At 72.4% G+C, this 17,926-nt stretch carries 20 protein-coding genes; 13 read left to right on the top strand and 7 right to left on the bottom strand.

Annotated features, from left to right (window positions below; translation table 11 throughout):
* Positions 1 to 16: 16 nt before the first annotated feature.
* Positions 17 to 1,015, top strand: coding sequence for an ABC transporter substrate-binding protein (locus C8E87_RS38360; protein ID WP_133878258.1), 999 nt, complete (start codon positions 17 to 19; stop codon positions 1,013 to 1,015).
* Positions 1,012 to 3,120 (top strand): iron ABC transporter permease, encoded by a 2,109-nt coding sequence (locus C8E87_RS38355; RefSeq protein ID WP_133878257.1) that lies wholly within the window; start codon positions 1,012 to 1,014, stop codon positions 3,118 to 3,120. Before C8E87_RS38360 ends, C8E87_RS38355 begins: the two co-directional genes overlap by 4 nt.
* Before the next feature lie 587 nt (positions 3,121 to 3,707).
* Here the strand turns inward: C8E87_RS38355 and C8E87_RS38350 are convergent.
* Entirely contained in the window at positions 3,708 to 4,481 is a 774-nt protein-coding gene (locus C8E87_RS38350; RefSeq protein WP_133878256.1) for a CPBP family intramembrane glutamic endopeptidase, read from the bottom strand.
* Between the two features lie 174 nt (positions 4,482 to 4,655).
* On the opposite strand from C8E87_RS38350, the gene C8E87_RS38345 reads away from it, so the two are divergent.
* Positions 4,656 to 5,594 (top strand): sulfite exporter TauE/SafE family protein, encoded by a 939-nt coding sequence (locus C8E87_RS38345; RefSeq protein WP_133878255.1) that lies wholly within the window; start codon positions 4,656 to 4,658, stop codon positions 5,592 to 5,594.
* Positions 5,595 to 5,659: 65 nt separating this feature from the next.
* The gene (locus C8E87_RS38340) at positions 5,660 to 5,860 is read left to right on the top strand and encodes a hypothetical protein (RefSeq protein ID WP_133878254.1); all 201 of its coding nucleotides are present in this window, start codon (positions 5,660 to 5,662) and stop codon (positions 5,858 to 5,860) included.
* 1 nt (position 5,861) lies between these two features.
* Here the strand turns inward: C8E87_RS38340 and C8E87_RS38335 are convergent, their stop codons facing one another.
* The 4 genes from C8E87_RS38335 to C8E87_RS38320 form a co-directional block, all read right to left on the bottom strand.
* Entirely contained in the window at positions 5,862 to 6,194 is a 333-nt protein-coding gene (locus tag C8E87_RS38335; protein ID WP_133878253.1) for a hypothetical protein, read from the bottom strand.
* 12 nt (positions 6,195 to 6,206) lie between these two features.
* Positions 6,207 to 6,815, bottom strand: a complete 609-nt coding sequence (locus C8E87_RS38330; protein ID WP_133878252.1) for an AAA family ATPase — start codon at positions 6,813 to 6,815, stop codon at positions 6,207 to 6,209.
* 169 nt (positions 6,816 to 6,984) lie between these two features.
* Positions 6,985 to 8,025 carry a DUF2461 family protein gene (locus C8E87_RS38325; RefSeq protein ID WP_133878251.1) on the bottom strand — a complete coding sequence of 347 codons (1,041 nt, stop codon included), beginning with the start codon at positions 8,023 to 8,025 and terminating at the stop codon, positions 6,985 to 6,987.
* A 30-nt stretch (positions 8,026 to 8,055) separates the two neighbouring features.
* Entirely contained in the window at positions 8,056 to 8,400 is a 345-nt protein-coding gene (locus C8E87_RS38320; RefSeq protein ID WP_133878250.1) for a VOC family protein, read from the bottom strand.
* A gap of 113 nt (positions 8,401 to 8,513) precedes the next feature.
* Here C8E87_RS38320 and C8E87_RS38315 point away from each other — a divergent pair, with 113 nt between their 5' ends.
* The 5 genes from C8E87_RS38315 (at position 8,514) to C8E87_RS38295 (ending at position 12,781) form a co-directional block, all read left to right on the top strand.
* Positions 8,514 to 9,479: an RNA polymerase subunit sigma-70 gene (locus C8E87_RS38315; protein ID WP_203720563.1), complete on the top strand. Its 966-nt coding sequence runs from the start codon at positions 8,514 to 8,516 to the stop codon at positions 9,477 to 9,479.
* A gap of 234 nt (positions 9,480 to 9,713) precedes the next feature.
* A complete protein-coding gene (locus C8E87_RS38310) occupies positions 9,714 to 10,076 on the top strand; it encodes a YciI family protein (RefSeq protein ID WP_133878249.1) in 363 nt (120 codons plus the stop codon).
* Between the two features lie 12 nt (positions 10,077 to 10,088).
* Positions 10,089 to 11,318: an RNA polymerase sigma factor gene (locus C8E87_RS38305; RefSeq protein WP_133878248.1), complete on the top strand. Its 1,230-nt coding sequence runs from the start codon at positions 10,089 to 10,091 to the stop codon at positions 11,316 to 11,318.
* A gap of 165 nt (positions 11,319 to 11,483) precedes the next feature.
* A complete protein-coding gene (locus tag C8E87_RS38300; RefSeq protein WP_133878247.1) occupies positions 11,484 to 11,915 on the top strand; it encodes a hypothetical protein in 432 nt (143 codons plus the stop codon).
* Positions 11,912 to 12,781 carry a tetratricopeptide repeat protein gene (locus tag C8E87_RS38295; RefSeq protein WP_133878246.1) on the top strand — a complete coding sequence of 290 codons (870 nt, stop codon included), beginning with the start codon at positions 11,912 to 11,914 and terminating at the stop codon, positions 12,779 to 12,781. The genes C8E87_RS38300 and C8E87_RS38295 overlap by 4 nt, the downstream gene beginning before the upstream one ends.
* Here C8E87_RS38295 and C8E87_RS38290 read toward each other — a convergent pair whose 3' ends face one another.
* Positions 12,782 to 13,450, bottom strand: a complete 669-nt coding sequence (locus C8E87_RS38290; protein WP_133878245.1) for a TetR/AcrR family transcriptional regulator — start codon at positions 13,448 to 13,450, stop codon at positions 12,782 to 12,784.
* A gap of 103 nt (positions 13,451 to 13,553) precedes the next feature.
* Here C8E87_RS38290 and C8E87_RS38285 point away from each other — a divergent pair, with 103 nt between their 5' ends.
* Complete coding sequence (locus C8E87_RS38285) at positions 13,554 to 14,192, top strand: class I SAM-dependent methyltransferase (RefSeq protein ID WP_203720564.1); 639 nt, start codon at positions 13,554 to 13,556, stop codon at positions 14,190 to 14,192.
* On the opposite strand, the gene C8E87_RS38280 is transcribed toward C8E87_RS38285, so the two are convergent.
* On the bottom strand, positions 14,189 to 14,542 hold the full coding sequence (locus tag C8E87_RS38280; RefSeq protein ID WP_133878244.1) for a bleomycin resistance protein: 354 nt from the start codon (positions 14,540 to 14,542) through the stop codon (positions 14,189 to 14,191). The genes C8E87_RS38285 and C8E87_RS38280 overlap by 4 nt on opposite strands.
* Before the next feature lie 94 nt (positions 14,543 to 14,636).
* Between C8E87_RS38280 and C8E87_RS38275 the strand changes: the two genes are divergently transcribed.
* The 3 genes from C8E87_RS38275 (at position 14,637) to C8E87_RS38265 (ending at position 17,879) form a co-directional block, all read left to right on the top strand.
* The gene (locus tag C8E87_RS38275; RefSeq protein ID WP_166661416.1) at positions 14,637 to 15,287 is read left to right on the top strand and encodes a vWA domain-containing protein; all 651 of its coding nucleotides are present in this window, start codon (positions 14,637 to 14,639) and stop codon (positions 15,285 to 15,287) included.
* A gap of 116 nt (positions 15,288 to 15,403) precedes the next feature.
* Positions 15,404 to 15,730, top strand: a complete 327-nt coding sequence (locus C8E87_RS38270) for a CATRA system-associated protein (RefSeq protein WP_133878242.1) — start codon at positions 15,404 to 15,406, stop codon at positions 15,728 to 15,730.
* A complete protein-coding gene (locus C8E87_RS38265; protein ID WP_133878241.1) occupies positions 15,708 to 17,879 on the top strand; it encodes a CATRA conflict system CASPASE/TPR repeat-associated protein in 2,172 nt (723 codons plus the stop codon). Before C8E87_RS38270 ends, C8E87_RS38265 begins: the two co-directional genes overlap by 23 nt.
* The last annotated feature ends 47 nt before the right edge of the window (positions 17,880 to 17,926 follow it).

Raw genomic sequence — 17,926 nt, 5'->3', positions numbered from 1 at the left:
AAGGGAACCCCCCGATATGGCCATCACCCGCCGTGCGTTCGCCGCTACGACGGCCGCCGCTCTGTCCGCCGTGCTGCTCGCGGCCTGCGGCACCACCGAAGAGCCCGCCGAGCAGGCCGGCGCCGCGTCCGCCCCGCCGTCGAGCGGCCCCGTCGAGCTCAAGGACGAGCGCGGCACGGTCAAGCTCGACGCCCCGGCCAAGAACGTTGTCTCCCTCGAGTGGGGGCTCACCGAGAACCTCGTGGCGCTGGGCGTCAAGCCGGTCGGCCAGGCCGACGTCAAGGGCTACAACGCCTGGGACAAGAGCGCGCCGATCGACGCGTCCACCCCCGACGTCGGCACCCGGGGCGAGCCCAGCCTCGACGCCATCGCCTCGCTCAAGCCCGACCTGGTCGTGGCCGTCAAGGACCTGCCCGAGAACGTCATCGCGCAGATCGCCAAGACCGCCCCCGTGCTCACCCTGCGCGGCTCCGACGGCGCCGACCCGATCGGCTACATGCGCCGGACGGTCACCACGCTCGCCCAGGCCACCGGCACCACCGCCCAGGCCGAGAAGCTGCTGGCCGACTTCGACGCCAAGGTCGCCTCGGGCAAGGACGCCCTGGCCAAGGCGGGCAAGACCGGCGCGCCGTTCGTGATGAGCGACGGCTGGGTCGAGTCCGGCAACGTCTCGCTGCGGATGTACACGCCGACCTCGTTCTTCGGCGGCATCGCCAAGGAGCTCGGCCTGAACAACCAGTGGCCGGACGGCGGCGACAAGGACTACGGCCTGGCCCAGAACGACGTCGAGGGCCTCACGAAGATCAAGGACGCGAAGACGACCTACATCTACGTGGCCAACGACAGCGACGGCGGCGACTTCACCGACAGCCTCAAGAACAACGCCGTCTGGAAGCAGCTCCCGTTCGTCAAGAACAACAACGTCAAGCGGATCCCCGACGGCATCTGGATGTTCGGCGGCCCGGCCTCGGCCAACGCCTACATCGACGCCCTCACCGCAGCCCTGACCGCATGACCGCCGGCACGACCGCCCCGGCCGAGACAGCTCCGCCGGCGATCCGGAAAAGCGGTTCCCGCACGTACGGGGTCATCGCCGTCTTCGCCGTGGCGGTCGTGCTGCTGGCAGCCCTCTCGGCGGTGCACCTGACGCAGGGCACCGCCGACGTGGGCCTGACCGAACTGCTGCGGGTGCTGTGGCCCGGCGGCGAGGCCGGTGACGCCCGTACGGAGGCCGTCGCCGTCCTCGTCGCGAGCCGCCTGCCCCGCCTCTTCGCCGCCCTGCTGGTCGGCCTCGGCGTGGGCATGGCCGGCGCGGTGCTGCAGTCGGTGGCCCGCAACCCGCTCGCCTCGCCCGACACCCTGGCCGTCAACGCCGGGGCCTACGTCTCGGTCGTCGCCGTGGCCGCGTTCGGCATCTCGCTGCCGTTCCTCGCCGGTGGGGCCGTCGCGTTCGTCGGCGGCCTGCTCGCCTCCGGCCTGGTGCTGCTCGTCTCGCGTGGCGGCGCGGCCGGACCGACCCGGCTCGTGCTGGCCGGCTCGGCGGTGGCGCTCGCCCTCAACAGCCTCACGACAGTGCTGCTGATGCTCTTCGAACAGAACACGATCGGCCTGTTCGCCTGGGGCAGCGGCACCACCGTCCAGAGCGGAAGCCAGAACGTCACCATGGCCGCGCCCGTGCTGGCCGTCGGCGTCCTCGTCACGATGCTGCTCGCCCACCGCCTCGACGTGCTCGGCCTCGGCGACGACTCGGCCCGGGTGCTCGGCGTCGACGTCCGCCGCACGCGGGTCCTCTCGGTCGGCGCCGCGGTGCTGCTCTCCGCGACCGCGGTGACCGTGGCCGGCCCGATCGGCTTCGTCGGCCTCTGCGCCCCCGTCATCGCCCGGCTGGTCGCGCGCCGGGTGCCCGGCCTCGGCACACACGTGCTGATGCTGCCGTTCGCCGGTCTCGCCGGCGCCCTCACCGTCGTCGTCGCCGATGTGCTGCTGCGCCTGGTCATCCCGGCCGGCACGGCGATCTCGGTGCCCACCGGCGTCGTCACCACCCTGGCCGGCGCGACCCTGCTCGTCTGGCTGGCCCGCCGTCTGCGTGACGGCGGCCCCGCGGCCACTCCCGCGCGTGGGGCGCAGGGCTCAGTTCGATCCCGTACGTGGGTCGGGGTGATCGCTGCTTCGCTGGCGGTGGCGCTGGTCGCCGCGTTCGTCGCCGCCCTGCTGCTGGGCGACCGCCTGATCCTGCTGGGCGACGTCACGAACTGGCTCAGCGGCAACGCCGGCCGGCAGGTCTCGTTCGTGCTCGACCAGCGCTGGCCCCGCGTGCTGGCCGCCCTGTTCGGCGGGGCCGCGCTCGCGCTGGCCGGCATCATCGTGCAGGCCGTGTGCCGCAACCCCCTCGCCGAACCCAGCCTGCTCGGCGTGACCCCCGGCGCCTCCGTCGGCGCGGTCGCCGTCGTGCTGCTGTTCCCCGGCGTGGGCGGCTGGACGGTCATGGGCGTGGCCACGGTGTTCGCCCTCGTCACATTCCTGCTGGTGTACCGCCTGGCCGCCGGGCGGGGCCTGTCCTCCGACCGGATCGTGCTGGTCGGCGTGGGCGTGAGCGCTGCCGCCACCGCCCTGACAACGTTGATCGTGGTTGTCGTCTCGCCGTGGAACGTCGGCACAGCTCTCACGTGGCTGGCGGGCTCCACGTACGGGCGCGGCATCGACCAAGTTGTGCCGGTGCTCGTGACGCTGCTGGTCGCGGTGCCGCTGACCATGCTGAGCACCCGTACGCTCGACCTGGTGTCGCTGGACGAGGATGTGCCCCGGCTGCTGGGGGTGCCGCTCAACCGCGCTCGGCTGGGTCTGCTCGCTCTGGCCGCGGTGCTGACCGCGGCCGCTGCTACGGCGGTGGGCGCGCTCGGCTTCGTCGGCCTGGTCGCTCCGCATGCCGCCCGCGCGCTGGTCGGCGCCCGGCATGCTCGCGCTGTGCCGGTTGCCGTGGGGCTGGGCGCCTTGCTGGTGTGCGTGGCCGACACCTTGGGGCGCACGGTGATCGCCCCCAACCAGCTGGCGGCGGGGTTGGTGACCGCGCTGATCGGGGCGCCCTATTTCGTCTGGCTGTTGTGGCGCAGCCGGGCGTAGGTCGTTTGACTGGCTGTTGCGGCGGGCCGGGCGCAGGTCGTTTGTGGCGGCTGGCTCTGGCGCTCCTGGCGTTGGCGCCGGGGTGGCAGGTCGGGCTTCGGATGTTTGCGCGGGGCAGCCGGTCGCGGGCCGTGGCCGTAGGCCCTGGGCGTGAGGCGGTGGCCGCCGCCCCTGCCGGTTGTCGCCCGCGGAAGGGCTGCGCCGTAGGGGCGCAAGGGTCGCGCCGTAGAAGCGCAAGGGCTGCGCCGTGGAGGCGGAAGGGCTGCGCCGTAGGGGCGGAAGGGTCGCGCCGTAGAAGCGCGAGGGCTGCGCCGTAGAGGCGGAAGGGCTGCGCCGTAGAAGCGGAAGGGCTGCGCCGTAGAAGCGGAAGGGCTGCGCCGTAGAGGCGGAAGGGCTGCGCCGTAGAAGCGGAAGGGCTGCGCCGTAGAGGCGGAAGGGCTGCGCCGTGGAGGCGCAATGGTCGCGCCGTAGGGGCGGAAAGGTCGCGCCGTAGGAGCGCAAGGGCCGTGCCGTGAAGCGCAAGGGCCGCGCGGCAAAGCGGAGGGGCCGCGCCGTGAACGCGGCCGTTCTGCCCCGTCGTAGGCGGGCTACGCGGGCCGGCGGCGTCGCAGCAGCAGGTGGACGACCGCGACCCCCAGCGCGAGCGGGACCAACCCGAGCGCGACCTCCTGCAGCAACGCCAGGTCGTTCACGGTGAAGCGGTTCCAGGACGAGCCGGCGATCTGCTCGGCGGTCTGGAACGCCACATGGAACCCGACCGGCGCCCACACCGAGCCGGTGGCCTGCCTGATGAACCCCTGCACGATCGCGAACCCGAAGAACAACACGACCCGGCCGAGGCTCCCCGCCGCGCCGATCAGCATGCCGAAAAGGGTGAACAGGGCGGCCTGGGCGAACACGGCCACCCACGCCGGCATCAGCGCGAGCAGGTTGCGGTACAGGTAACCACGGAAGACCAGTTCCTCGGGCAGGGCCTCGTACAGGAGGACCAGACCGGCGAGCGCGAGGACCGACAGGATCGTGACGCCGGCCGGCCCGTTCGTGTCGATCGTCAGCCATCCGAGCAGCAGGCAGGCCGTGACACCGATCACGGCGGGGATCAGGTACCCGGCCGCGCCGAGGGCGAACAACCGGGGTGAGGGTTTCTCGAGCGGCACCTGGTCGAGGCGGCGGCAGGCGAGCAGCACCATCGGCGCCACCAGCAGCGTGATCGCGAAGGCCGACGCCACGTGCCGGGCGCGATCGTAGCCGTCGCCCCAGATCGCGTCGCCCAGCGCGATGACGGCGAGCCAGATCAGCGTGGCGGCGGTGAAGACGACGGCGATGCGGGCGACGGGATGCAGCGGGCGGGCGCGATCCATCCGCCGAGTCTGCTTGGCGCCCCAGTGCCCTCGCTGCGGCAGAAAGTCGATTCCCGTACGCCGAAGGTCGGTGGACACGCCCCTCGTGGGACGCCTCTTGCTGTACTCCTATCGAAATGATAGGCATGATGGGCGCGGTCAAGAATCCCCCACCGCCTGGACTCTGGAGCGACCATGAGGAAACTGATCCTCCTAGCCCTCGTCGGCCTCGGCGCGCAGCTTGTCGACGGCAGCCTCGGCATGGCGTACGGCGTCACGTCGACGACGCTGCTGCTCGCCATCGGCACCAACCCGGCCGCGGCGTCCGCCACCGTGCACCTGGCCGAGATCGGCACCACGCTCGTCTCGGGCGTCGCGCATTGGAAGTTCGGCAACGTCGACTGGAAGGTCGTCCTCAAGATCGGTGTGCCGGGCGCGGTCGGCGCGTTCGCGGGGGCCACGTTCCTGTCCGGGCTCTCGACCGAGACCGCGGCCCCGCTGATGGCGATCATCCTGCTCGCGCTGGGTCTGTACGTCTTCATCCGGTTCACCACGATGGGCCTGCCCAAGGGCCGGCTCGGGCTGCCGCTGCGCAAGCGGTTCCTGGCCCCGCTCGGCGTGGTCGCCGGCTTCGTCGACTCGACCGGTGGCGGCGGCTGGGGCCCGGTCGGCACGCCCGCCATCCTGGCCAGCGGCCGCCTCGAGCCGCGCAAGACGATCGGCTCGATCGACACCAGCGAGTTCCTCGTCGCCGTCGCGGCCAGCCTCGGCTTCCTGTTCGGCCTGGGGTCGGAGAGCATCGACTACGGCTGGGTGGCGGCACTGCTCATCGGTGGTGTGATCGCCGCGCCGATCGCCGCCTGGCTGGTCCGGCACATCCCGCCGCGGGTGCTCGGCTCCGCCGTCGGCGGCGTGATCATCCTGACCAACAGCCGGACCCTGCTGCGCTCGGACTGGATCGACGCCGGCGACACGACCCGCTACACGATCTACGCGATCATCTATGCGGTGTGGGCGGCTGCGCTGGCGTATTCGATCCGCGAGCACCGCCGCCACGCCGAGCAGGAGCGCCGGATCATCGCCGAGGCCGAGGCTGCCTCGCCGCGCGACGAGCGGCAGCTCGACCCGGCCTGAGACTTTCCTCCGCCCTGGTGGCCGCGCCGACCCCTTCGGCGCGGCCACTACTAGATTGGGCGTTCATGATGACCGAATTGGCCCAGCGCATCGCCGACGCCCTCAACGAGGCCCTCGACCAGCGCGTGGCCACCGACTACTTCGCCGGGCACGTGGAGCGCGGCCTGGCCGACGGCGGCCCCGACGAGCCGATCATCGCGATGACCGTCGACGAGGTGGCCCGCATCGCGGCCCGCACGGCCCGCGACTACTCCGAGGGCCGCTGACTCACCCGCTCTGACGGAACCGCCGGGCCAGCTCACGATACTGCTCGGCGGCGCGGCCCGACTGCGCCAGGAACTCGGGGCTCATCCCGGGCGTGGCGGCCACCCGGCGCACATAATCCGCCAGCTCCAGGTAACGCCGGTGCGCGAACTCCCGGCACGGCAGGCAGGTCACCTTGGCCGGGTCGGTCGACGTGGTCGCGTACGGGACCCGCAGTTCACACCCCGTCGTGGCGTGGCTCGGCAGGTCGGCCGCCAGCCCGAACGTGCTCGCCAGCATCGAGCGCCGGCCGACCTCGGCGTGCAGGTCGGCATCGATGTGCGTGTGCGGATCCACCGTACGAGCGTGTCACACCTTCTCGGCGCAGCGAACACACCGAGCGGGGCACGGAGTCACCGCCGCCGCCCCGGCCAGCCCGCTGTCGTGCAGCACCGCGGTCACGACCTCCTCGAACGTCATGCTCTCGGGCAGCACCACCTCATCCCGTACGCGGAGCAGGTCTTGAGGCGCATACCAGGCGCGCATCTGCTCGGCCGTCACCGGAACGGGCTCAGCCCGCCTGCCGTGCCGCCGGACGGTCTCCTCGAACGAGACATCCAGGTAGAAAACCGTTCCCCCGTACGCGTCCACAAGCCCCCGTAGCGGTTCGCCGTACCGCGCCGAGTGCAGAATTCCCTCCAGCACGACGTGATAGCCGCCCTCAAGCGCAGCGCGAGCCGTCGCCACGATGAACCCGGGCGCCACGGCCCCCATCCCGCCGCTGTCGTGCTCCCGCAGCACGATCCGCCGCAGATAGTCCTGCTCCAGCAGCGCGCAGCCCCGCCCGTAGCGTCGCCGTACCTCCCGGGCCACGGTCGTCTTCCCGCTGCCACTGTTCCCCCGAATGATCACGAGGTTCGTCGGGTGCGGGGAATTGTGCCGAATGCAAGAAGTATCGGCTTCCTGACCTTCTGTCATGGCGGAGCCTAGCAGTTGGGCATGTCCGCCCAGCGAGGCCTTGATCTGTGATTCCGCTTCGTGTCATGCGTCTGATGCGGGATTCGTGCACTGGCAAGGAAGAGCGCGCGGCAAATCAGGCCGCAACACCGCCCGACGGACCTCGCCGGCCAGCTGCCCTCGGCCGTCCTCAGCCAGCTGCCCGGCCGGCATGGGTCAGCCAGCGGTGGAGCGGCGCGTACGGGGTCAGCCGGTCGGCGCACCACTCGACCAGTGCGGGCGTGGTGACCGCCCTGGGGTGCGGGTAGACGCGGGTGAGGTGGAAGCCGTCGCGGACCGCGAAGCGGGTTGCCGGGCCGGTCGGGTCGAACCCGGCCGGCGGCCGCGCTCGGGTGGGCTCGCTGAGCTGGGCCCCGTCGGCCTCCAGGGCGGTCACGTGCCGGTCGATTTCGGCCGCGCGCTGCGGATCGCGCAGCGCATCCCGGTAGGCCCGCAGCGCTGGGCCGGTGCGGGGCATGACGCCGGCGCCGAGCAGGATGGTGGTGGGGCTGAGGCGCAGGATCAGCGACGGGTCGCGGCGTGGCCCGGTAGGGCCCTGCCAGAACGCGATGTCCAGGTGCGGCTTGTACGGGGGCCGGCTGGGGGTGAAGCGTAGGTCGTTGGCGATCCGGAACAGGCTGCCGCCCACGCGCGGCTCGGCGCGCAGGTCCGCGGTCACCCGCTCCCGCAGGATCGCGCCGAGGGCCACGATGAACGCCTTGGCCGGCTCGAGCAGTTCTCGTTGGTACGTCGAGCGATGGTCGTCGAAGAACCGTTTGGTGTTGTCGTGTTCGAGGCCTGCCAGGAAATCCAGCCCGGCTTGGGCGAACCCGGCGAAGCGGCCATGATCACCGGTGTTCGCCGCGCCGGCCACGGGGCCGGCGGCGTGGTCGCGGGCCTCGGCGAGCAGGCCGCGCCAGCGGTCCCGGTCCGGCTGCGGCATGGCCACCCATTCCCGGAACACCCGTCCGGCCGGGGCGAATGCCTCACCGTCCCCGGCGGTGATGAGCTGGGCGACCCGGTCGGCCGGCAATTTCACCAGCAGCGCCGCGGTACGCCGGTCGAGGGAGGCGAAGAACCGGCCGTTCAGGCGTACGCAGGGCAGCCCCATCATGGTCGAGCGCTGGACCGCCGGGTCGGCGTACAGCGGCTCGACGAGTTCCCAGAACAACTGCTCGCCGTCGATCGGCATGGTCGCCTCCCTCGGTCGCACGCGACGTGATCAGTTCGCGGGGACGAACAACGCAACCAGGCCGTCTCCGGGATCGGCCACGACCACCGACGTGCCGGCCGGGCCGCTCGTCTTGTCCCGCACCACCCGGCCCCCCAGCGCGACCGCCTGCTTCGTCGCGCTGTCCAGATCACCGACCACCACGTACGGCACCCACCGGCCCGCCGGCACCGCGTCGCCGGCGACGACACCGGCCCACGGCTGCCCGCCGTCGGTGAACCAGGTGGCATGCCCGCCGGCGCTCGGCGCCGTCTGCCAGCCGAAAAGGCCCTGGTAGAACTCGCTGACCTCCCCGCCGGTGCCGGTCAGGTCAAACCACACGAACGGTGCACCCATCAGCGTCGCCTTTCTCGCGTCGAAGCGGCGGCAGATGCGACCGCCATCCTGTTCAATCCCGGCGAGGCGCAGAACTCATCGGTCCTGTCACACCCGAGCGCTACCGTGTCCCCGTGACTTTGCAGACGAGCACCGAGACGCTGCTGCAGGCGGCCCGCGGCGGAGACGAGACCGCGTTCCAGGAACTGGTCGCGCCGCATCTGCGGGCGCTGCATCTGCACGGGTACCGGATGCTCGGCTCCTACCATGACGCCGAAGAGGCACTGCAGGAGACGCTGTTGCGCGCCTGGCAAGGCCTACCGAGGTACGAGAGCCGCGCTCCGCTGCGGCACTGGCTGTACCGGATCACCACGACCACCTGCCTCAAGATGATCAATCGGCGCGCCCGCAGCGTGGTGGATGCCGGCTGGCTCCAGCCCTACCCGGATCGGCTGCTCGACCAGCTCGGTGACGCCGACGCCGACCCGGCCGTCATCGTCGACCAGCGGGAGAGCGTCGCGCTGGCGTTCATCGCCGCCGTGCAGTTGCTGCCCGGCACCCAGCGCGCCGTGCTGATCCTGCGCGAGGTGCTCGGCTGGCCCGCCCAGCAGGTCGCCGACCTGCTCGGCACCAGCGTGGCCGGGGTCAACAGCGCGCTGCAACGCGCCCGCGCCACCCTCGCACACGCGCATGGCAGCGCGGCCCCGCCGACACGGCCCGGCAGCGACCAGGAGCGCCGGGTCGTCGCCGAGTTCGTGCGTGCCTGGCACGAGCGCGACATCCCGGCCCTGGCCGCCCTGTTGCGCGACGACGCGATCCTGACCATGCCGCCGCAGGCTGTCAAGATCACCGGCCGCGACGCGGTCATCGAGTTCTTCGCCACCGTTCCGGCCGACGGCCGGCTCGACCTGATCCGTCTGGTCGAGATCCGCGCGAACGGGCAGCCCGCCGTGGCCGCCTACCTGCCCGACGAGCACAGCGGGGACTGCCGCGGCTACGGCATCATGGTCCTCACCCTCGACGCCGACCAGGTCGCGGCCATCACCGGCTTCCCCGAGCCGGCACTGTTCCCGGCATTCGCGCTGTCGACCGTCCGCTGACCACGAAGTCCATCCGCGACCCGGCCGCCACCGGCCCGGGAGCGCGCCACTCGGCCGGTGCGAGATCACTCCGGCGAACTGCGAGCCGGGCTGACGCAACTGAATGGACGCGGCCGCGGACCGTCTTCTTCCACACCCGCGTCGAACTTCCCACACGACGATGTCCGGATACCGGTCGTCGTCTCCGACCGAGAGCCGACACGTTCGCGGCACGGATGACCGGAGAGGGCACCGATGAAGTACATGATCATGATGTTCGGAGGTCTGGGAGCGTCACTCGCGGAACGCAGCCAGGAGTGGATCACCGAGATGCAGGCCACGATGATGCGCATGGATCGGGAGCTGCGCGAGTCCGGTGAGCTGGTGGAGAGCCGGCATCTGACCGATCCGGCCCAGGCGACCACCGTACGGTTCACCGGCGGCGTGCCGGCCCCGACCGACGGGCCGTTCGCCGAGATCAAGGAGTCCCTTGCCGGATACTGGGTCATCGAGGGCGGCTACGAGCGCGCGGTCGAGATCGTGTCGCAGGTCGTCGCGGTCACGCAGTATCCGATGGAGGTGCGGCGGGTCATGGACGAGACACCGCCCGGGGAATGAGGCGAGCGACCGGTGGCCGAGCCGTTCGAGGATCTGCTGCGCGAACTGGCGCCGCGGGTCCTCGGCACCCTCGTACGCCGGCACGGCCAGTTCGACGCCTGCGAGGACGCCGTCCAGGAAGCCCTGCTCGCCGCGGCTGTGCAGTGGCCCGCCGACGGTGTTCCGGACCGGCCCCAGGCCTGGCTGACCGCCGTCGCTGCCCGCGCGCTGATCGACCATTGGCGTAGCGACAACGCACGGCGCCGCAGGGAAGCGTCCGTCATGCTCGATCCGACCCGGCACCCGGCGGCGGACGACGGGGACGACACGCTCGTCCTGCTGTTCCTGTGCTGTCACCCCGACCTGTCGCCGCCGTCCCAGCTCGCTCTTACTCTGCGCGCGGTGGGCGGGCTGACCACCGCCCAGATCGCCGCGGCGCTCCTCGTGCCGGCGGACACCTTGGAACGGCGGATCAGCCGCGCCAAACAGCGCATCCGCCAGTCCAGTGCCGGGTTCGCCATGCCCACCCCCGCCGAGCAGGCCGACCGGCTCGGCGTGGTCCTGCACGTGCTGTATCTGATGTTCAACGAGGGCTACACCGATCTGACCAGGGTCGACCTGACCAGCGAGGCGATCCGGCTCACCCGCGTGCTGCGACGGCTCCTCCCGCGAGAGGGCGAAGTCGCCGGGCTGCTCGCCCTGATGCTGCTCACCGACGCCCGTCGCGCCGCGCGCACCGACCACGACGGCTTCCTCGTCCCGCTCGCCGACCAGAACCGCGAGCTGTGGGACCGAGCCGCCATCGCCGAGGGGCAGAAGCTCCTGACCCGCACCCTGGGCGCCGGACCGGTCGGCCCGTACCAGGTCCAGGCGGCCATCGCCGCCCTGCACGACGAGGCGCCGTCCGACGCCGGCACCGACTGGCCGCAGATTCTCGCCCTCTACGACGTGCTCACCCGGATCGCGCCGGGCCCAGCCGTCGCGCTCAGCCGCACCGTCGCCCTGGCCACGGTTCACGGCCCGATCGCCGGCCTCGCCGCGCTGGGCGCCCTCGAGGGCGGCGACCGGCTCCTCCGCAGCCACCGCCTCGAAGCCGTCCGTGCCCACCTGCTCGAGCGGGCCGGCGACCACGACGCCGCCTACGAGTCGTACCTACGCGCCTCCCGCATGACCGCCAACCTGCACGAACAGCGCTACCTCACCCGCCGCGCCACCGACCTGCACTCCGCCGCCCGTCCCGATGGCACGGTCCAGGCCCACTGACAGAGGAGTGACGGTGCCTCCGCCCTCGAAGGGGCCTACCCCAGCGGAGGTATTGCGCACCTTCTGATATCCGGCTCTCCCACCAAGTCGGAACGGCAAGTGTCGACCGGGGACCCGCCCGGCTACGCTGTGCTGCGCGTCAGAGGTACGGAGAGCGGGGACTGCGTGAGCGACGAGCTGTTCAGCCCGACGATTCGGGATCAGGCGCCGGTGACGCGGCGTCCGTGGCGGCCCGAGTCGATCGTCTATCCGGCGTTCTTCGGTGGGCCGCTCGCGGCCGCGACGCTCGGGGTGCTCAACGGGCGCCGGCTGGGGCTGGCCGCGCAGCAGCTGGCCCTCATCGCGGCGGCGGGGGTCGTGGGCTTCGGGGTGCGTGTCGGGGTCAGCGCGTTCGTCGAGGACAGTTCGGGGGTACGCCTGGCCGGCACGGTCTGCGGCATCCTGGTGTGGCTCGTCGTCCTGGCGTTCCAGCGCCGCCCCTTCCGGGTGGCCACGCTCCGCGGTGTCGAGCCGAAAAGCCTGGTAGCGCCCGGTTTCCTGGCCGCCATCGGCTTCGCGCTGCTCGAGGCCTTCCTCATCCTGGTGCTGGTCCGATGACGTCGCCGTCGCCGGTCCTGCACCGGGCGCAGGCCCTGCTGGCCACCGGGCGGGCCGAGCAGGCGCTCACCGAGCTGTCGACGCTGCCCGCCAACGAGGTCACCGGGTCGCCGGCGATGCAGTTGCGCTGCGCCGCGCTCGGCCGGCTCGATCGCTGGGCCGAGGTGGGCGAGGCGGCGCGGGCCGGGCTCGCCGCCAACGGGCCCGATCCCGACCTGCTGCTGTGGCTGGGCCGGGCCGAGCACGAGGCGGGCCGTGACGAGGCGGCCGAGCGGGCCCTGCTCGACGGGCTCGCGCTCGCGTCGAACGACGTCGACCTGCTCTGCGCGTACGCGGATCTCTGCGCCGCCAACGGCCAGCTCGACAAGGCCGGCAAACTGGTCGGCCTGGCCGCGGCGCAGGCGCCGCAGGCGCCAGTGGTCTACGCGACGCGCATCCAGGTGGCGCACGCCCGCGGCGACGACCGGGAGGCGCAGCGGATCAGCCGCGAGTTCGTCGGCGTGCACCCCGGCAACCCGGTCGCCCACGCCCTGCTCGGCGGCACGAGCGCGGCCCGCGGGCACGTCGACACCGCGTACGAGGGTTTCCGTCAGGCCGCCGCGGCCCGCCCGAGCGAGGCGGTGTTCGCCGAGTCGGCGCTGGAGCTGCGGGTCGCCCGTCACCCGCTGATGTTGCCGCTGCGCCCGGTGCTGCGGTTCGGCGCCCTCAAGACGTGGCTGGCGGCGGTGGCCGGCATCCTGCTGCTGCGCGCGGCCGGGCTGTCTGTGCTGGCCGGGCTGCTCGGCCTCACCTGGCTGGTGTTCTGCGTCTATTCGTGGGTGGTGCCGCCGTTGGTCCGCAAGTGGGTGCGTCGCGGCTGGAGCTGATCACGCGTCCCGGGGGAGCAGGCCGAACAGGGTCGCGGTCACGGCCCGCTTCAGGTATGCCGCCGGCTCCAGCTTCAGGCGGGCCAGCTCGGGTTCGGCCTCGTAGGCTGCCAGCAGGCTGGGCGGTGGCACCCGGTAAGCCGAGAGCGCGGCGGCTGTGAGCAGGGCCTGAGCGCCGCACAGTTCCGCGTCGTCCCCCAGCTCCGGCAGGTGGTTCCCGATCAGGCCGGTCAAGGTGTCCAGCCTGTCGAGCGAGCCGCGCTTGTAGCGGGTGATGACCTCGATCGAGACGTTGTGTTCCAGCACGCCGCCCTGCGCGCTGAAGAGTTCGCACAGGGCCGGCCGGTCGGACAGCGACCGGCTGAGGATCCCGGCCACCGCCGTCGCGCGCTCGCCCAGGGGCAGGCCCCCGTCGACACCCGTCGCCAGGTCGCCCGCCAGGCCGGTCAGCCATTCGAGCAGGTAGTGGTCGAGCAGTTCGAGCAGCACCGCCTCGCGTGACTCGAAGTAGCGCAGCACGTTCGGTTTGGCCAGGCCGACGCGGCGGCTGAGCTCGTTGAGGGTCAGCGCGGCCACCGGCATCTCGTCCAGCATCGCCGACGCCGTGTCGAGGATCGCCCGGCGGCGGATCTCGCGCTGCTCCTCTGTCCGGGCCCGCTGAAACGTCATGCCCTCACCCTAACTTACGTACCGCCGGTACGTTGACAAAGTACCGCGGGTACCTTAACGTCATCCCCACAAGATACCCCCGGTACTTTGGAGGAGCGACCATGTGCGAGACGACTGCACCGCAGGCCCACCGGTGAACGCGGGAGTCGTTCAGCCGCGTCCGGTGTGCTTCTTCCGGGAGTTCGTCCAGGCGCCGGCCAGCGTCGGGGCCGTCGCCCCGAGCGGATCGAAGCTGGCCGAGGTGGCGACCGCGGTCGTCCCGCGGACCGGCTCCCCGGTCGTCGTCGAGCTCGGTCCGGGCACCGGCGCCTTCACCCGCGTCATCCAGCAGCGCCTCCCCGCGTCCGGCCGGCACGTCGCCGTCGAGCTGAACGCACGGTTCGCCGACCGGCTCGCTTCGCAACATCCACAGGTCGACGTGGCGGTCGCCGATGCCACCGACCTGCGCGAGGTGCTCGCCGACCGCGGACTCGACCGGGCCGACGTCGTCGTCAGCGGGCTTCCCTGGGCGGCGTTCGGCGAGAAGCTCCAGCGCGACATCCTGTCCGAGGTGGTCGCGGCCCTTCCCCCGGACGGGGTGTTCACCACGTTCGCGTACGCCCACGCCCGCTGGTCGCCCCCGGCCCGGCGCCTGCTGCGGTCCCTGCGCGAGAGCTTCGACGAGGTGGTCATCAGCCGTACGGTCTGGGCCAACCTGCCGCCGGCGCTGGTCTACGTGTGCCGGCGCCCCGTGACGCCTTAACGGCTCAGTGGCGAGCCGACCCGGTGCAGCGTGCCGTCCGGGTCGACGTAGGCGAACTCCCGCAGCCCCCACGGCGTGTCCCGCGGCTCGTCGAGGCGGCCCTCGACGGCTCCGCGCCACGAGGCGTGCACCGCGTCGGCGTCGGCAACGTACAGATAGACCGACGCGGCAGTGCTCAGCGGGTCGTGACCGGCCCACTCGGTAAGGTGCAGCGAAACGGAGTCACGGTCGGCGAACCCGTAGCGCTCGGGTCCGTCGTACGCCCGGGTGGCGAAGCCCAGCCGCCGATAGCGGGCCAGGGCCGCGTCGAGGTCGCGTACGGCAATGATCGGCGCCACGGACTCGAACATGGCGTCAGTCTATTCAGGCGGAACGTCTCGGCCGTCCAGATGGTGCGGTCCGTTTGCCGGTGGCGCAAGGTTGGCTCGGGGAAGGAGCCTGACTGTGCGGGACGCGTACGCGGTGGACCTGGTGTTTTGCCTGGATGTCACCGGGAGCATGTATCCGATCGTGGATCGGCTCAAGGAGGGTGTGCCAACTTTGCCCAAGCGGCTGGCGGAAGCGGCCGCGGCCGGCGACAAGGCCATCGGTGAGCTCCGGGTGCGGTTCGTGGCCTACCGGGACTTCCGTGACAACCCGGCCGACGCGCTGCAGGAGTGCCGCTTCTTCAGCCTGCCCGCCCAGACGGCCGAGTTCGAGACCGCCGTACGGGATCTGGAGGCGGCCGGCGGCGGCGACGAACCGGAGTCCGGGCTGGAGGCGCTGGCCGTGGCGCTGGGCTCGGACTGGTCACACGGCGCGAACCGGCGGCACCTGGTGGTCGTGCTGACCGACGCGTCGGCCCATCCGCTCGGGGTGGGCCGCACGGCGCCCGAATATCCACCGGCGGCGCCCTCCACCCTCGACGACCTCGCCGCCAACTGGGTGAGCCGCAACCCCGGCAGCTCGCGCCTGTTGCTGTTCGCGCCCGCGACAACCCCGTGGCAGGGCATGACCGGCTGGCGCGACACCGTGCACGTGCCGTCCCGCCCGGGCAACGGCCTCAACGAGTACGCCCTGACCGAGATCGTCGAGGCGATCGCGGCCCGCATCTGAGCCCGAGGCCGGCCTCCGCGGCCGCGTACGCCGTGGCGCGTGTGCCGGGGTGAGCCGGAACGGGTCGTTGGTTCGGAGGAATCCGGTCGCGGGGCGCCGTCGCTACAGTCCCAGCCATGGATCCGTGGGACGACGAGACCGTGCAGGACGCCGTCGCAGTCCTGCGGGACGTGGCGGAGTGGCACCACACACCGCAGAAGTGGGCGCAGGTCGAGCTGGCCATGGGTGCGCTCGACGACGCCGTCGGGACCGGGGACGCCGAGGCCGTGCGGGCCGCCGTGGGCGAGATCAACCGGCTGGGGCCGAAGCGGATTCTGCGGATCGGCAGCACGACGGCCACCGGGATCCCGGCGCCGGTGCTCGACCGGCGCGACACGCTCGTGCACCGGCTGACCCACTCCCGTGACGAGGGGGACGGCCGTGGACGCCGCCGGTCTCGTTGAGCCGGAGTTCGTCGCGCACGTTTTCGCGCCGCTGGACGGGCCGGACAGTGACGCCGCCCAGGCCCGGGTGCGCGCGCTCTGGGTGAACTGCCGGGACCAGCTCGGCATGGACCGGCCGATCGTCGAGGTCGGCCTGCCCGCCGTGCTGCCGCCGGGGTTCGGCGACGGCGCCGATCGGGCGGTCGCGGCCACCGAGGACGCGGCCGCCCAGTTCCAGATGATCGCGCGGGTCGAGCACGACCTGCTCAACGTCTCGTTCGCCGCCGCGTCGGGGTCACGGCCGTCGCTGTCGACGCCGGCCCCGGTCGGCTGGCACGAGTTCAGCCGCTGGTGGGCCACCCTGGGCGGGGAGGCGCCGATGCTGGGCTCGGTGATCGTCCTGCTCGCCAAGGCCAGGGACCTCACCGGGCCACAGGTGCGGACCGAGGTTCCCGTACGGGATGACGACGGTGACCGGTGGTGGGAGTCCGGGTTCCGGCTCGACGACTTCGCGGCCTGGGAGACCGGAGCCCCGGGTCCTGCCGCCGCGCGACGCCTGGTGCTGCTGGGCGCACCCGACCAGGACGCCGAGCTGAGCCGTTTCGTGTGGAGCGACGGCGGGACGGGCCTGCCGCCGCTGGGCCGCTACCTGATGCACGCGGCCAAGCTGCGGTACCTGGTCCGGGTGCACGACCAGGGCCGCGACCTGGCCCGCCTGCAGACCGAGGTGGCGAACCGGATCGAGGAGGTCACCGGCCTGCTGCGGGCCAACGGCAGGGTCGCCGGGCCCGCCGCCGCGCTGGCCGCCGCCGAGGCCGAGCTGGCCGGCGCCCTGGCCGCCCTGCGCACGATGCGCCGCAGCGCCCAGATCGCCTTCGCCAACATGACCGGCGCGCTCGGCCACCCGCTGCCGGCCGACGCCCGCCTCGGACCCTGGCTCAGCGACCAGCTCGCCGACGACACCGAATACCTGCAGGCCACGTACGAGCAGGTCCGCGCGGTGCGGGCGGCGTTGCCCGGCCCGGCCGGCCGTGAACCCGCGCCGAAACCTCCGGCGCTGCCGCACGACCCGGCGGAGCCGGCGGCCCGGTCGGCCACCGGAGGTGACAAGCCGCCCCGTCCGGTGCATCGGGTCGCGTTCGGTGTCGACGTGGTCAGCTACAGCTCGCGGACCACCCCGCAGCAGCGCGAGCTGCAGCAGCGGGTCGCGGGCATGGCCGAACGGGTCCTCGCCGGGCTCGGTCTGGAGCTGCGGGACACCGACCGGCAGCCGGCCGGGGACGGCATGATGGTCGTGCTGCCGCCCGGCGTCCAGGAACATGCGGCGCTGGCGCAGTTGTTGCACGGCTGGCGTGGCGAGGTCATGGCCGACAACGCCCGGCACCCGGGGCATCGGATCCGGTTGCGGCTGTCGGTCGGCTCGGGATGGTTCACCGAGGCGGCGCTCGGGTTCAGCGGCAACACGATCATCGCGGTGGGGCGGCTGCTCGACAGCAACGCCGTCCGCGCCGCCGTCCTCGATCATCCCGACGCCGACCTGGTCGCGATCGTCTCCGACCGGATCTTCCAGGACGTGGTGGGGGAGGGTTACGACGGGCTCACCGCAGACGAGTTCCGGCGGACCGAGGCGGGCGCCAAGACGTACCAGGCCACGGCCTGGCTGTGGACCGGTTCCGGGCCCCGTCCGGTGCCCCGGGCCACGCGGGACGTCTTCGTGATCCACGGGCGGGACAAGCGGACCCGGGACGCCGTGTTCGGCCTGTTGCGCGCGCTCGACCTGGCCCCGCTCGACTGGGAGGAGATGGTCGGCCGCACCGGCAAGGGCACGCCGCAGCGCGACGAGGTGGTGCGGCAGGGGTTCGAGGCCGGGCCGGGTGCGCTGGTGGTGCTCACCCCGGACGACGTGACGGGTGGCGCCGGTGACGTGCTCATCCGGGCCGGGCGGGCACTGGCCCTGCAGGCTGACCGCACGATCCTGGTCGAGATCGGGAACCTGCCGCGGATCCGGGATCTGGACGGGCGGGAGACCGTACGCCTCGACGAGGACAACCCGGAGGCGCGGGTGGTGTTCCAGCACCGGCTCGCCCACCGGCTGCGTCTGGTCGGCTACCCCGTCGACACCACCGGCGCCGGCTGGCTCGACGCCGACCGCTTCGCCGGGCTGACCTGACCAACGCCGGCCCCGTCCGGCACAGCCCGGCCGGCGCGGCGGGCCGG

It is taken from the genome of Paractinoplanes brasiliensis, from assembly GCF_004362215.1.
In the GTDB taxonomy this organism is placed as follows: Bacteria; Actinomycetota; Actinomycetes; order Mycobacteriales; family Micromonosporaceae; genus Actinoplanes; species Actinoplanes brasiliensis.
Note: the sequence above shows the minus strand (reverse complement) of the source record. Positions and strands in the feature narration are given on the sequence as shown.